The organism is Verrucosispora sp. WMMD573 (genome assembly GCF_027497175.1).
Lineage (GTDB): Bacteria > Actinomycetota > Actinomycetes > Mycobacteriales > Micromonosporaceae > Micromonospora.
This window is the reverse complement of the sequence record NZ_CP114901.1, coordinates 702,529-716,430: the sequence shown is the minus strand read 5'-3', so window position 1 is coordinate 716,430 and position 13,902 is coordinate 702,529. Positions and strand designations below refer to the sequence as shown.

Below are 13,902 nucleotides of genomic sequence, written 5' to 3'. Positions count from 1 at the left end.
CCGGGTGCACAGCCCTGGTAGCCGTCGTCGATCGGCGCATTCCGTTGGCCGTCGAGCCGTCCGGCGGGGCCGCGATGGTCGGGCGGCGGACCGGACCGTGTCCGCCGAGGGCGGGGGGAGTCGTAGACGGCCCGGAACAGGGACCCTGATCCGGGTGGCGGTGCTGGTGACCGCCGTCGGTGCCGCGGTGGCGATGGTGACCGGCGGCGCCGGAGTGGGCTCGGGGGCGGCCGGCGAGGTCGACCCGGTGGTCTCCGGGCCGGCCGCGGCCCTGACGCCCGTCGCGACGCCGTCGCCGGTGTCCCCGTCGCCTCCGGCGAGGTCACCGTCGCCGACGGCACCCGTGCTCCAGGAGCCTGGTTCGATCCCGTCGACCGGTCCGGGTCGGTTCGGGTACGACGACCTGACCGGCCCGGTGCTGGGTGCGGCCGGTGACCTCCGGCGCTACCGGGTGGCGGTGGAGTCCGGCTCGGGCGTGGACGCGGGTGAGTTCGCCCTGACGGTGCGCACGGCGCTGGCCGGCCCGGGCAGTTGGGTGGACAGCGGCCGGCTGCGGCTGCGGCAGGTCGAGCGCACCGCTCGTCACGACTTCACCGTGTATCTGGCCACGGCCGGGACGGCGGGTCGGATGTGCGCCGCCGGGGGCGTGGACATCCGGGTCGGTGGTCGGCCGTACACCTCCTGCCGCGCGCCGGGGAAAGTGATCATCAACCTGGACCGCTGGCGGTTGTCGGTGCCGCATTTCGTCGAGGCCGACGTGCCGCTGTCGCTGTATCGGACCTACGTGGTCAATCACGAGGTCGGTCACGAGTTGGGCAACCGGCATGAGCGCTGCCCGGGCCGTGGTGAACCGGCTCCGGTGATGATGCAGCAGACGCTCTTCCTCAAGGGGTGCGTCGCGAACCCGTGGCCGTACCTGGACGGCCGGCGGTACGCGGGCCCGCCGCTGTGAGCACATTCCCCGTGACCGGCAGTCAATCGATCAAAACGCGGTGATGTGCCGGAATAGGGTGCGACGATGACATCATGCCCTCTTCGCCCCTTTGGCGCGATTGCCGTCGCGCCAACCACCCGCCGGAGTCCGGAGACCGGCACCGTAGAACGGTGGTCCCGTACCGGGCGGTCGTGACGCTGGGCATGGCGCTGGTGCTGGCCGCCACCGCGGCGGTGCTGCTGGCCCGGACCGGACAGCGGGTGGCCGCCCTGGATCAGGGCTTCGGCAATCGGATCGCGTCCGGAGCGGGGGGTAACGAGCGGATCGAGCCGAGCAGGTACCCATGGGCGGGCGTCGGCAGCTTCACGGTGGCCGGTGGCCGCTCGCCGGTGCACGGCGAGGACGGTCCGGTGGCCCGGTACCGGGTCGCCGTCGAACGGGGCATCGGCCAGGATCCGGCCGCCTTCGCCGCCGCCGTCGACGAGGTGCTGGCCGACCCGCGTAGCTGGATCGGCGCCGGGCAGTTGCGCGTGCAGCGGATCGCCGAGGCGGAATCAGCCAATTTCACCATCTACCTGGCCACTCCGCACACCTCTGAGGTGATGTGCGCGGAGGGGGGACTGAGCACCGAGGGTTACACCTCGTGCCGGCTGCCCGGGCAGGTCGTCATCAACCTGGCCCGCTGGGTGGAGGCGGTGCCGGACTACGGCGCACCGCTGGAGGTCTACCGGGCGTACGTGATCAACCATGAGGTCGGGCACGAATTCGGGGAGGGGCACGAGGCGTGCCCGGCACCGGGCGACCCGGCACCGGTCATGCAGCAGCAGACGTACGGCCTGGACGGCTGCCTGCCGAACGCCTGGCCGATCCTCGACGGGCACCGGTACGCCGGCGAGCTGATCGGCTGACCGCGGCGGCCGTGAGCGCCGCCGACGCGGCCGGTATTCCCGCTCCCGCATAGCGGGCGACGTGTCCCTGCTCATGGTCGATGGGTGCGTCGGCGAGCGACAATGGCCCGGTTGCCCACCATCGATCCCGGGGAGTCCACCGTGTCGCTGCCCCCGCTCGTCGAACCCGCCGCCGAGCTGACCGTTGACGAGATCCGCCGCTACTCGCGCCACCTGATCATTCCGGACGTCGGGGTGGAGGGGCAGAAGCGGCTGAAGAACGCCCGGGTGCTCTGTGTCGGCGCGGGTGGCCTCGGTTCGCCCGCCCTGATGTATCTGGCCGCCGCCGGTGTCGGCACGCTGGGCATCATCGACTTCGACACCGTCGACGAGTCCAACCTCCAGCGCCAGATCATCCACGGGGTCTCCGACGTCGGCCGTTCGAAGGCCGAGTCGGCCGCGGCGAGCATCCGCGAGATCAACCCGCTGGTGAACGTGGAGATCCACAACACCGCGCTGGACCGGGACAACGTCCGCGACATCTTCGCCCAGTACGACCTCATCGTCGACGGCACCGACAACTTCGCCACCCGGTACATGGTCAACGACGCGGCGGTGCTGCTCGGCAAGCCGTACGTCTGGGGGTCGATCTACCGCTTCGACGGCCAGGCATCGGTGTTCTGGGCCGAGCACGGTCCCTGCTACCGCTGCCTCTACCCGGAGCCCCCGCCGCCCGGCATGGTCCCCTCCTGCGCCGAGGGTGGCGTGCTGGGGGTGCTCTGCGCCTCGATCGGCTCGATCCAGGTCAACGAGGCGATCAAGCTGCTCGCCGGCATCGGTGATCCGCTGGTCGGCCGGCTGATGGTCTACGACGCGCTGGAGATGAGCTACCGCAAGATCAAGGTCCGGAAGGATCCGAACTGCGTGCTCTGCGGTGAGAACCCGACGCTCACCGATCTCATGGAGGACTACGAGGACTTCTGCGGCGCGGTGTCGGTGGAGGCCCAGGAGGCGGTGATCGACGCGACCATCACCGCATCCGAGCTGAAGGAGTGGCAGGACGCCGGCAAGGACATCTTCCTCGTCGACGTCCGGGAGCCGGCCGAGTACGAGATCGTCCGCATCCCCGGCGCCACCCTGATCCCCAAGGGCGAGATCCTCTCCGGCGAGGCGCTGTCCAAGCTTCCGCAGGACCGGCAGATCGTGCTGCACTGCAAGTCGGGCGTCCGGTCCGCGGAGGCGTTGGCCGCATTGAAGGCGGCTGGTTTCCGCGATGCGGTACACGTGCAGGGCGGGGTGCTCTCCTGGATCAAGCAGATCGATCCGTCGCTACCCGCCTACTGATCGGACGGCGAGGGGTCTCGCAGCCAGGACCGATGGGGCACGGGCCCCTCGCCGCTACCCTGCCGTCGGTCGGATCTCACCTATCCGTCCTCCTGAGGCGAGATCACGTTTGCGCCGGTAGCGTGGCCGCCGTGGTCGACATCGACGCCGCGACCGGGTTCGTGGTGGCTCACGGAGATGCGGTGGAGCGTGCCCGCCTGTCCTGGTTGCGTACCGGCACGCAACCACCGCCGGAGGTGCTCGACAGCGCCGAGGTGGGGCAGACACTTGGCGGTGGCTGGCCGGCGTCCTGGGGCGACGAGGTCGCTTCGGTCGACGCGACCTGCTTCCGCCTCGCGGAACTGGACGACCTCGGCGCGCTGGGCCGCCCGAGCGCCCGCCGGGCACTGGACTGGCTCGCCGCCGGCCAGCAGCGTGACGGCTGCTGGGAGGAGGACCAGTCCCTCGCGGACTCCGCTCCGGAGTGGGCTCGTCCGGGTGACCCGGAGGCGCGGCTGTACCTGACCGCCAACGCCGCCTTCTGGCTGACCGTGGCGGGCCTGGACGCGCGGGCCGCCGGGCCGTTGGACCACCGGGTCGGTGGGGCGTACGCCGGGGTGGTGCATGCCGCCAGCCAGGCGCTCGCCACTCAACTGCGCCCCGACGGGAGCTGGCCGTCCTTCCTGGCCGCCGGTTGGCTCAGCGCGGCCGTCCTGCACCGGCAGCAGATGTTCTACGAGTCGGCGCAGATAAAGGCGGTGTTGGCGGAGCGATTACCGCAGGCGTCGGCGGCCGATGCCGCCTGGCTCGCCGTGACGCTGCGCCGGGTGGGCGTCGATCATCAGGAGTGGACACTGGTGGCAGCCCGACGCCGGCTCACCGAGACCCAGCGCAGCGACGGCGGCTGGAGCAGCGACGACGGCCACCAGTTCGACGTGCACGCCACCCTCGCCGTCATCCGCGCCTTCCGCTGACCCCGGACCAGCGTCCCCAGCCCCGGAGACCAGCGTCCCCAGCCCCGGCGTCCCCAGCGTCCCCGGCCCCGGGTTGATCATGAGGTTAGCGCCGCGGAAAGCGCTTACCGAAACCGCTAACCTCATGATCAACAAAGAGGGAGAGGGTGGGCTAGGGGCGGAGGTGGCCGGTGCCGGTGACGACGTACTTGGTGCTGGTCAGTTCGGGCAGGCCCATGGGGCCGCGGGCGTGCAGCTTCTGGGTGGAGATGCCGATCTCGGCACCGAAGCCGAACTCGCCGCCGTCGGTGAACCGGGTCGAGGCGTTGACCATCACGGCCGCCGAGTCGACCCGGGCCACGAACTCCCGGGCGGCCGACTGCGAGTCGGTGACGATCGCCTCGGTGTGGCCGCTGCCGTACCTCCGGATGTGCGCGACCGCCGCGTCCAGGGAGTCCACGACGGCGGCGGAGATGTCGGCGGCGAGGTACTCGGTGCCGAAGTCCTCGTCGGTGGCCGCCACCACGGCGTCGGAGTAGGCCGCGACCCGCTCGTCGCCGTGCACGATCACCCCGGCCTCGGCGAACGCGGCCAGCATCGTCGGCAGGAATGCGTCGGCGACGTCGGCGTGCACCAGCAGCGACTCGGCGGTGTTGCAGGTGGACAGGCGCTGCGTCTTCGCGTTCAGGGTGATCGCGACCGCCATCGCCACGTCGGCGGCGGCGTCCACGTAGACGTGACAGTTGCCGACCCCGGTCTCGATCACCGGCACGGTCGACTCCTCGACCACCGCGCGGATCAGCGACGCCCCGCCGCGCGGGATAAGCACGTCGACCAGGCCCCGAGCCCGCATCAGCTCCTTGACGGAGTCGCGGGTGCTGGCGTCGACCAGCTGCACCGCGTCCGCGGGCAGACCGGCCCCGTCGACGGCGTCGCGTAGCACCGTCACCAGCGCCGCGTTGGAGTGCGCGGCGGAGGAGGAGCCGCGCAGCAGCGCCGCGTTGCCGGCCTTCAGGCAGATCCCGGCGGCGTCCACGGTCACGTTCGGCCGCCCCTCGTAGATGACGCCGACCACCCCGAACGGCACCCGGATCTGCCGTAGCTCCAGCCCGTTGGGCAGGGTCGAGCCCCGGACCACCTCGCCCACCGGGTCGGGCAGCGCGGCCATCTGGCGCAGCGCGTCGGCGATGCCGGCCACCCGTTTCTCGTCGAGGGCGAGTCGGTCCAGCACGGCCGCGCTCAGCCCGGCGTCGCGCCCGGCCGCCAGGTCCGCGGCGTTCGCGGCCAGGATCTCCGGCGTACGCGCCACCAGCGCGTCGGCCATCGCGTGCAGCGCGGCGTCCTTGGCGGTACGCGTCGTCACCGCCAGCGTCTCCGCCGCCGTACGCGCCCGGCGGGCCTGCTCGCTCACGTTCATCTCCCCACTCCTTCCAGCTTTTCCACTCACAGCAGCACCAGGTCGTCGCGGTGGACGACCTCCCGTTCGTACGCCGGGCCGAGCGCCGCGGCGAGGTCGGCGGTCGACCGCCCGAGCAGGCCGGGCAACTCGATCGCGTCGTAATTGACCAGCCCTCGGGCCACCGGTGCGCCGGAGGTGTCGACGAGGTCGACCGGGTCGCCGGCGGTGAAGGCACCGTCCACGGCGGTGATCCCCGCGGGCAGCAGTGACTTGCGTCGCCCCACCACCGCAGCCACCGCACCCGGGTCGAGGTGCAGCCGGCCCCGGGGCGCGGTGGCGTGGGCGAGCCAGAACAGCCGGGCCGCGGGTCGCCGGAGGCTGGGGTGGAAGAAGGTGCCGACCGGCTCACCGGCCAGCGCGGCGAGCGCCTGGGTGGCTGAGGTGAGCACCACCGGGATGCCGAAGCCGGTGGCGATCCGGGCCGCCTCCACCTTGGTCACCATGCCGCCGGTGCCGACCCCCGCGCGACCGCTGCCGCCGATCTCGACACCGACCAGGTCCGCCTCGTCGCGTACCTCGGGGATGCGACGGGCGCCGGGTCGGGTCGGGTTCCCGGTCCAGAGCGCGTCGACATCGGAGAGGAGCACCAGCAGGTCGGCGTCGACGAGCGCGGCCACCAGCGCGGCCAGCCGGTCGTTGTCGCCGAACCGGATCTCCTCGGTCGCGACCGTGTCGTTCTCGTTGACGATCGGCACCGCCCGCAGGTCGAGCAGCTTGCGCAGGGTGCGGTACGCGTTGCGGTAGTGGGCCCGCCTTGTCACATCGTCGACGGTGAGCAGCACCTGGCCGACGGTGCGGCCGTGCCGGGCGAAGGCGGCCGCGTACCGCCCGATCAGCAGGCCCTGGCCGACGCTGGCGGCGGCCTGCTGGGTGGCCAGGTCGCGCGGTCGACGGGCCAGACCGAGTGGGGCGAGGCCGGCGGCGATCGCGCCGGACGAGACCAGCACCACCTCGCGGCCGTCAGCGGCCCGTAGGCCGAGGGCGTCGACAAGCGCGTCGACCCGCCCGTCGTCCAACCCGCCACTGGCGGTGGTCAACGAGGAGGACCCGATCTTGACAACGACCCGCCGGGCCGCCGTGACTGCGTCGCGCACCCGCCCATTCTGCGCTGTTGTCGCGGCGCGGCCCGCCGCCGTTCCCATAGTCTGGCCGCTTGTGACACCTGATGAGTACGTCGAGGCAGTGCTGGCACTTGTCGACCGGATCCCACCTGGCCGGGTGATGTCGTACGGGGCGGTGGCCGACGCGTTGGCGGAGCGCTCCGGGCGGACGTCGGCGCGGCTGATCGGGGCGATCATGGCGCGCCACGGTGGCGGGGCGCCGTGGCACCGGGTGGTGAACGCGTCCGGGGGCCTGCCGCCCAGGCTGGCCCGGGAGGCGCGGGCACGTTGGCTCGCCGAAGGGACGCCGCTGCGTGGTACCGGCGTGAACATGCGGATGGCCGCGTGGTGGCCCGGGCAGGGGATGTGACCCCCACCATAACGTGAGTAATATTCGGCCCCATGACCGCGCCGCCGGGTGGATCCGGCCCCACGCCTGCCCCCGGACAGCCCGCGCCCGCTGCCGGTCCGACGGCCCCCGGCGCGGCACCCACCGCCGTACCCCCGACGGCCCCCGGCGCGGCACCCACCGCCGTACCCCCGACGGCCGCTTCCGGCGCTGCGCCCGCGACGGCCGCGTCCGGCGCGACCCCGCAGGACAGCGGCGCGCTGCCCCGAGGGGTGCACGCCGGCTACGCGCTCGGCTCGCTGGCGACCGGGGCCTTCGGCACCGTGCCGGGTCTGCTGCTGCTGCCGTACCTCACCGACACGCTCGGTGTGGCCGCCGGTGTGGCCGCCCTGCTGGTGCTGCTGCCGAAGGCGTGGGACGTGTTGGTCAACCCGGTCGCCGGGCGGATCTCCGACCGCACCCGGTCGCGCTGGGGCGCCCGCCGTCCGTACCTGCTCTTCGGTGGGCTGGCACTTGCCGTCCTCTTCGGGGCCATCTTCGCCGCGCCGTTCGGAGCCGGTCCCGCGTCCGGGGCGTACGTCGCCGTCGCCTTCCTGGCCACGGCTACCGCGTTCGCCTTCTTCCAGGTGCCGTACGTGGCGATGCCAGCCGAATTGACCAGCGACTACGCCGAACGTACCCGGATGATGACCTGGCGGATCGCGGTGCTGGCGCTGGCCATCCTGGTCGCCGGTGCGGTGGCGCCGCTGGTACGAGACGCGGCCGGCGGCGGTGTTGCCGGACACCGCTGGATGGGCGTCTTCGTGGCCGCCCTCATCGCGCTCGGCGCCGTCGGCGCCTTCCTCGGCACCCGGTCCGCCCCGCAGGGCGCGGTCGGCGAGAGCGAGCCGAGTCTGCGCGCCCAACTGACCGTCGCGGCCCGCAGTCGGCCCTTCCGGGCCTTGCTGCTCTGCTTCGTGGTGCAGTCCGCCGGGGTGGCCACGATCCTCGCCGGGGTCCAGTACTTCGCCGACCACGTGCTGCGGGACTCGACGACCGGTCCGACAGTGCTCTTCGCTTGCTTCGTCGGCCCGGCGCTGGTGGTCATGCCGCTCTGGTCCCGGGTGGGTGCCCGAGTGGGCAAGCTCGCCGCCCTGGTCGCCGCGTCGCTGATCCTGTCGGCCGGCGGACTGGCGCTGGTCGCCGCGCCGGTGCTGCCCACCGCCGTGGTCTACCTGCTGGTCGCGTTGCTCGGCGTCGGGTACGCCGGGCAGCAGGTGTTCGCGCTGGCCATGCTCCCGGACTGCATCGCGTACGACACGATGCGCACCGGGCGTCGGCAGGCCGGCGTCTTCACCGGAGTGTGGACGGCCGGCGAGACCTTCGGACTGGCCCTGGGTCCCGGCATCTACGGACTTGTCCTCGCCACCACCGGCTACGTCTCCTCCACCACCGGTACCGCCGCCACCCAGTCCGACACCGCCCGCCTCGGCGTCCTGCTCGGCTTCACCATCCTCCCCGCCCTCCTCATCGGCTCGGCCACCCTCCTACTCCGCCCCTACGACCTGACCCCCGCCCGCCTCTCCACCCCCACCCCACCCCCAGCCACCGCCGATCTTGCAGTTGTGGCAGGAACAAAAGCCGAGGAAACCGACGGAAAGGGTGCCACAACTCCATGATCGACGAGAATCGGCCGGCTGGGATGGCGGCGGAGCAGGTGTTGGCGGAGATCCGGCAGTTGCGGGCGATGGATCGGCCGACGCACGGGGGGCGGCTGTTCGCGTACGTGTACGACCCGGCGGTGCCCGGGCTGGACGCGCTCGCCGCTGCCGCTCACGCCGAGAGCGCTCACGTCAACGGGCTCGACCCGACGGCCTTCCCGTCCCTGCTGGCCATGGAGAACGCGCTTGTCGCGACGGCGGCGCGCCTGCTCGGCGGTGGGCCGGGCACCACCGCCCCGGACGTCGTCGGCAGTGTCACCAGTGGTGGCACCGAGTCGCTCATCCTGGCCGTGAAGACCGCCCGGGACGCCCGGCCGGACATCGCGGCGCCCCGGATCGTGGTGCCGGCCAGCGCCCATGCCGCGTTCGCCAAAGCGGCCCATTACCTGCGGGTGGAACTCGATACCGTGCCGATCGACCCGACCACGCTGCGGCCGGCGGTCGACGACGTGGCCGCCGCCGTCCGGCCGGAGACGGTGCTGGTGGCCTGCTCCGCCCCCTCGTACGCGCACGGCGTCGTGGACCCGGTCGAACAGATCGCCGAGGTGGCCGCCGCCGCCGGGGTCCGTTGCCACGTGGACGCCTGCTTCGGCGGCTGGACGCTGCCGTACCTGCGTCGCCTGGGCCGGCCGGTGCCCCCGTTCGACCTGGCCGTACCCGGGGTCACCTCGATCTCGGTGGACCTGCACAAGTACGCGTACGCGCCGAAGGGCGTGTCGGTGCTGCTGCACCGCGACCCGCAACTGCGTACCCCGCAGTACTTCGCGTACGCCGACTGGCCCGGGTACACGATGATCAACCCAGTGATCTCCTCCACCCGCTCCGGTGGGCCGATCGCCGCCGCGTACGCCACCCTGCGGCACCTCGGCGACGACGGTTATCTGGAGCTTGCCCGCCGCACCTGGGAGGCGGTGGGCACATTGGCGGACGCGGTACGCGCCACCGACGGGCTGCGGCTGGTCGCCGAGCCGGAGTCCACGGTGGTCTGTCTCACCGCCGACGACCCCACCCTCGACCTGTTCCTGCTGGTGGACGAGCTGACCGCGCGAGGTTGGCACACCCAACCCCAGCTCCGGTACGCCGACCTGCCGGCCAGCGTGCACCTGACGGTGACCGCAGCGGTGGCGCCGCGGGTGGCCGAGTTCGGTCCGGCGCTGGCCGACGCGGTCGCTGCGGCCCGCGCCGCCGGGCCGGTCGAGCTGCCGCCCGATCTGTTGGCGATGGCCGGCAGCCTCACCCCGGCGGCGCTCACCCCGGAGCTGGTGGCGGGGCTGGCCGAAGGGCTCGGCCTGGGCGGTGCTGCTGGTGCTCCGGACCGGATGGCGGTGGTCAACACGCTGCTCGACGCCGCCCCGGCGGCGGTGCGGGAGCGGCTGCTTGTGGAGTTCGTCGGGCTGCTGCAACGCCCGGCCTGGTGAGCCGACGATGCCAGCGCCTGCCCAGTGACCCGACGACGTCGACGCCCGGCGTGGTGACCGACGACGTCCGGCCGGCGCCCGTGGGCACCGGCCGGACGAGGGACGGTCAGGCCGCGGCGGCCACGCGAACCGTGAATGATGCGGTGTTGTCGGCCGGGTCGGCGTCGGCCACGCTGTTGCCGTACCACTGGGTGCTGAGCTGCAACGAGACGGTGCCGAGGTCGCCCGGCACGGTCTCCGGCTCGGCGTGCAGCAGCACGTCGAAACTCCGCTGTTCGCCGGTCATGAAGCGGTCGCCGGGTACGACGAAGTTGGTGAAGGAGCTCGGGGCGTCCTGCGGGTCGGTGCCCCAGATCACCACGTCCGCCGGCCGGCCGGTCGCCTCCACCCACAGGTACTCGTGCGCGGTGTCGCCGGCCCATCCGACGGTCACCGGCGGAGACAGGCGGGCCGCCGGATGTTCACCCCGAGGTGCGGAGCGCCCGATCCCCCGCCGGCCCGGGTTTCCGGCCTCGGACCCTGTGGTTGACTGTCGGGGGACAGGAGGGGGAGCGGTCGTGCAGCTGCCTGCGGTGCTCGGTGAGCCGATCCGGTTCGTGCTGAACTGGGGCCGCCGCTACTCGCTCTGGGTCTTCAACTTCGGGCTGGCCTGCTGCGCCATCGAGTTCATCGCGACCAGCATGTCCCGCCACGATTTCATGCGACTCGGCGTGATCCCGTTCGCGCACGGCCCCCGGCAGGCCGACCTGATGGTGGTCTCCGGCACCGTCACCGACAAGATGGCCCCGGCGATCAAGCGGCTCTACGACCAGATGCCCGAGCCGAAATACGTGATCTCGTTCGGGGCCTGCTCGAACTGCGGCGGCCCGTACTGGGACTCGTACTCGGTGACCAAGGGGGTCGACCAGCTGATTCCGGTCGACGTCTACGTGCCCGGCTGCCCGCCCCGGCCCGAGGCGCTGCTGCACGGCATCCTCCGCCTACAGGAGAAGATCGCCGCCGAGCAGTCCGGTCTCGGGGGGGTGCCCCGCACCGACCCGCTCGCCGCTCCGGTCGACGCGCCACCCAGCGACGGCGCGCCGGCCCGCTCCGTGGCCTCCCTGACCTCACCGCCGGTACGCCCGCCGACCGCCTGACCGGTGCCCGCGCCGCCGCGCACGGGACCCGGCCCCGGTGCCCGGCCGGGTGCGGGCGGCGGTCCGGTCGGTCCGGCGAGACCGGTCGCTCGGCTGGCCGTCCGGGTGGTGAGGTTTCGCTAGCGTACGGATCATGACCGACCTCGCCGAGCAACGTTCCGCCTTCATCATCGAGGTGCTGACCGAAGAGTTCGGCACCCTGATGGCGCTCGACCCGGCCGCCTTCCGGCGCAAGTTCCGCAAGATGGCGGCCTCGCCGTTCGCCTTCTACCGGGGCAGCGCCAGCCTGTTCTACGCCGACCAGCGGGGCGACTTCGTCGACGACAGTTTCCTGGACGAGCAAACCAGCCGGGTGTGGATCCACGGCGACCTGCACGCGGAGAACTTCGGCACCTACATGAACGGCTCCGGTCAACTCGTCTTCAACGTCAACGACTTCGACGAGGCGTACGTCGGACCGTTCACCTGGGATCTGCGGCGGTTCGTCGCCAGCGTGGCGTTGATCGGCTACACCAAGGCGCTCTCCGACCGGATCATCAGCGACCTGGTCACCTGCTTCGCGAACGCGTACCTGGTCGAACTGCGGGCCATCGCTGCCGGCGGGGACGACGCCATCGGGTCGATCACCCTGGACAACGCCGACGGTGTGCTGCGCCGGGTGCTTCAGCAGGCGCGGCTGAACACCCGGGTGGACCTGCTGCGGGGACAGACCACCATCGACAACTACGAGCGGCGCTTCTCCGTCGGCGACGGGGTGTACGAGATCGACGGTCAGGTGCGGGCGCGGGTGTGCGCGGCGTTCGAGGCGTACCTGGAGACGCTGCCGCCCACCACGGCGCAGGCCCGGCCGCTGGCCGCCCAGATCAAGGATGTGGTGCTGCGCAAGGGGGTGGGCATCGGCTCGGCCGGACTGCCGTCGTACAACCTCCTGTTGGAGGGGCACACCCAGGCGCTGGAGAACGACGTCGTCATCTACATGAAGCAGGCCCAGGTGCCGGCGGTGGCGCGGTACATCGACGACGAGCGGGTCCGGGGCTACTTCCGGCACCAGGGGCACCGCACCGCCGAGTCGCAGCGGGCCCTCCAGGCCCACGCCGACCCGTGGGTGGGCTTCACCGAACTCGACGGCGTCGGCCAACTCGTCGCCGAGGTGTCCCCGTACGCGGCCGACCTCGACTGGGCGGACGTCAACGAACCGGAGGAACTGGCCGGGGTGCTGGCCGACCTGGGGCGGGCGGTCGCCCGGATGCACTCGGTGGCCGACGACGAGTCCAGCCACGACCTGGTCGACTACTCGACCGAGGAGGCCATCGTCGCCGCCGTCGACGCGGACACCGCCGGCTTCGTCGGGCACCTGGTCGACTTCGCCCACACGTACGGGGTACGTGCCCGCCACGATCACCAGCTCTTCGTCGACCTGTTCCGCAACGGGCGGCTGCCCGGCATCTGACCACTCCGTCTCAGCGCGATCAGGCGGTGAAGTCGAGGACCACCTTGATGTCCTGCGGTCCGGGTGAGTAGGCGGTGGCGTACCGGGCCAGCGGTACCCGACGGGTGATCAGCGAAGCGAGCCAGGCCGGGTCGGCCTTGGACAGTGCCTCGGCGGCGCCCTCCCAGTGGCGCCGATTGGCGTTCACCGACCCGAAGACGACGTTGTTCTCCAGCACGAGTGTCCGGTTCAGCGCGCCCGCGTCGAAGTCGATCGTCCGGCCGCCGCTGGACACCCCGGCCAGGCAGACGATCCCGTTGGGGCCGACCTTGCACATCGCCTCCAGCACGACCACGGGTGCGCCGGTGCACTCGATGATGACGTCCGGTTCGAGGTCCAGCTGATCGAGTGGTCCGGAGTGGTACGTCGCACCGAGCGCGCCGGCAAGCGCCGGCTTGGGGCCCTCGGTGGCCAGATCGAGTACGTGCACCGAGAGACCCCGCTGGCTGGCCAGCAGGGCGGCGAGCAGGCCGATCGGCCCGGCACCGGTGATCAGCGCAGTGCGGGGCTGCCACTCCGCGCGCAGGCCGATCCGGTCCACGTGGTCCCACGCCTTGACCATCACGCTCGTCGGTTCGAGCAGCATGCCCACCTCGATCAGCGACGGGTCGAGTCCCACGGCGAAGCGGGGCTGCAACCGCCACCGCTCACGGGCGAAGCCCGGCAACGCCTTGATGCCGTGCTCGGTGAACAGGCCGTTGCGGCACATGTCCCATTCGCCCACCGCGCAGTTCGGGCAGGGCATCGGATCGGGGTGCCGGACGATCCCGGCCACCAGGTCACCGGGTTGCCGGGTGCCGGTCGGATCCTCCAGCACCCGGCCCAGCGACTCGTGACCGAGCACCAGGTGGTCGGTGTCGGGCGGGGCCTCGCCGTACTGTCCGTCGATGATCTCGATGTCGGTGCCGCAGACGCCCACCGAGAGGGCCTCCACCAGGATCGGTCCCTCCTCGGGGGCCGGTTCCGGGTAGTCGTCGAGGAGCCGCAGCGAGCCGGCTACTCCGGGGATGACGGTCACAGCGCGCACGGGTCCATCCTGGTGACCATTGACGATCGGCACCGGCGAAGCGCGCGAGAGTCACCCGACCGCGTGCACCCGGCCGGCTGGTCGGGCGCCACCCGGCTCCGCATCGGCTCGGCCGAGGACTCCGGGC

Annotated in this window: 13 protein-coding genes; 9 read left to right on the top strand and 4 right to left on the bottom strand. The window is 72.1% G+C overall.

Annotated elements, in window-relative coordinates:
* Positions 1 to 154 precede the first annotated feature (154 nt).
* From O7601_RS03350 to O7601_RS03335, 4 genes are all read left to right on the top strand, one after another.
* Positions 155 to 952: a DUF3152 domain-containing protein gene (locus tag O7601_RS03350; RefSeq protein WP_281564804.1), complete on the top strand. Its 798-nt coding sequence runs from the start codon at positions 155 to 157 to the stop codon at positions 950 to 952.
* A gap of 152 nt (positions 953 to 1,104) precedes the next feature.
* Entirely contained in the window at positions 1,105 to 1,842 is a 738-nt protein-coding gene (locus O7601_RS03345) for a DUF3152 domain-containing protein (RefSeq protein ID WP_281564803.1), read from the top strand.
* A gap of 102 nt (positions 1,843 to 1,944) precedes the next feature.
* Complete coding sequence (gene moeZ / locus O7601_RS03340) at positions 1,945 to 3,165, top strand: adenylyltransferase/sulfurtransferase MoeZ (protein WP_281566775.1); 1,221 nt, start codon at positions 1,945 to 1,947, stop codon at positions 3,163 to 3,165.
* Between the two features lie 32 nt (positions 3,166 to 3,197).
* Positions 3,198 to 4,118, top strand: coding sequence for a squalene--hopene cyclase (locus O7601_RS03335; protein WP_281564802.1), 921 nt, complete (start codon positions 3,198 to 3,200; stop codon positions 4,116 to 4,118).
* A gap of 151 nt (positions 4,119 to 4,269) precedes the next feature.
* On the opposite strand, the gene O7601_RS03330 is transcribed toward O7601_RS03335, so the two are convergent.
* Positions 4,270 to 5,544, bottom strand: a complete 1,275-nt coding sequence (locus tag O7601_RS03330) for a glutamate-5-semialdehyde dehydrogenase (protein ID WP_281564801.1) — start codon at positions 5,542 to 5,544, stop codon at positions 4,270 to 4,272.
* Positions 5,541 to 6,650 (bottom strand): glutamate 5-kinase, encoded by a 1,110-nt coding sequence (gene proB, locus O7601_RS03325; RefSeq protein ID WP_281564800.1) that lies wholly within the window; start codon positions 6,648 to 6,650, stop codon positions 5,541 to 5,543. The genes O7601_RS03330 and proB overlap by 4 nt, the downstream gene beginning before the upstream one ends.
* A gap of 61 nt (positions 6,651 to 6,711) precedes the next feature.
* Here proB and O7601_RS03320 point away from each other — a divergent pair, with 61 nt between their 5' ends.
* The 3 genes from O7601_RS03320 to O7601_RS03310 are packed head-to-tail and all read left to right on the top strand — an operon-like array spanning position 6,712 to position 10,123.
* Complete coding sequence (locus O7601_RS03320; protein ID WP_281564799.1) at positions 6,712 to 7,026, top strand: MGMT family protein; 315 nt, start codon at positions 6,712 to 6,714, stop codon at positions 7,024 to 7,026.
* 32 nt (positions 7,027 to 7,058) lie between these two features.
* The gene (locus tag O7601_RS03315; RefSeq protein WP_281564798.1) at positions 7,059 to 8,663 is read left to right on the top strand and encodes an MFS transporter; all 1,605 of its coding nucleotides are present in this window, start codon (positions 7,059 to 7,061) and stop codon (positions 8,661 to 8,663) included.
* Complete coding sequence (locus O7601_RS03310; protein WP_281564797.1) at positions 8,660 to 10,123, top strand: aminotransferase class V-fold PLP-dependent enzyme; 1,464 nt, start codon at positions 8,660 to 8,662, stop codon at positions 10,121 to 10,123. The genes O7601_RS03315 and O7601_RS03310 overlap by 4 nt, the downstream gene beginning before the upstream one ends.
* A gap of 106 nt (positions 10,124 to 10,229) precedes the next feature.
* Here the strand turns inward: O7601_RS03310 and O7601_RS03305 are convergent, their stop codons facing one another.
* Positions 10,230 to 10,556 (bottom strand): hypothetical protein, encoded by a 327-nt coding sequence (locus tag O7601_RS03305; protein ID WP_281564796.1) that lies wholly within the window; start codon positions 10,554 to 10,556, stop codon positions 10,230 to 10,232.
* Between the two features lie 124 nt (positions 10,557 to 10,680).
* On the opposite strand from O7601_RS03305, the gene nuoB reads away from it, so the two are divergent.
* On the top strand, positions 10,681 to 11,259 hold the full coding sequence (gene nuoB / locus O7601_RS03300) for an NADH-quinone oxidoreductase subunit NuoB (protein ID WP_281564795.1): 579 nt from the start codon (positions 10,681 to 10,683) through the stop codon (positions 11,257 to 11,259).
* A gap of 133 nt (positions 11,260 to 11,392) precedes the next feature.
* A complete protein-coding gene (locus O7601_RS03295) occupies positions 11,393 to 12,709 on the top strand; it encodes a DUF2252 domain-containing protein (RefSeq protein WP_281564794.1) in 1,317 nt (438 codons plus the stop codon).
* Positions 12,710 to 12,728: 19 nt separating this feature from the next.
* Here the strand turns inward: O7601_RS03295 and O7601_RS03290 are convergent, their stop codons facing one another.
* Positions 12,729 to 13,775, bottom strand: a complete 1,047-nt coding sequence (locus tag O7601_RS03290; protein ID WP_281564793.1) for a glucose 1-dehydrogenase — start codon at positions 13,773 to 13,775, stop codon at positions 12,729 to 12,731.
* Positions 13,776 to 13,902 lie beyond the last annotated feature (127 nt).

Bases quoted from the DNA above. Each gene is read 5' to 3' on its own strand.
- moeZ (WP_281566775.1), top strand. From the start codon at position 1,945: ATGGCCCGGTTGCCCACCATCGATCCCGGGGAGTCCACCGTGTCGCTG.
- O7601_RS03335 (WP_281564802.1), top strand. From the start codon at position 3,198: ATGGGGCACGGGCCCCTCGCCGCTACCCTGCCGTCGGTCGGATCTCAC.
- O7601_RS03315 (WP_281564798.1), top strand. From the start codon at position 7,059: ATGACCGCGCCGCCGGGTGGATCCGGCCCCACGCCTGCCCCCGGACAG.
- O7601_RS03310 (WP_281564797.1), top strand. From the start codon at position 8,660: ATGATCGACGAGAATCGGCCGGCTGGGATGGCGGCGGAGCAGGTGTTG.
- O7601_RS03295 (WP_281564794.1), top strand. From the start codon at position 11,393: ATGACCGACCTCGCCGAGCAACGTTCCGCCTTCATCATCGAGGTGCTG.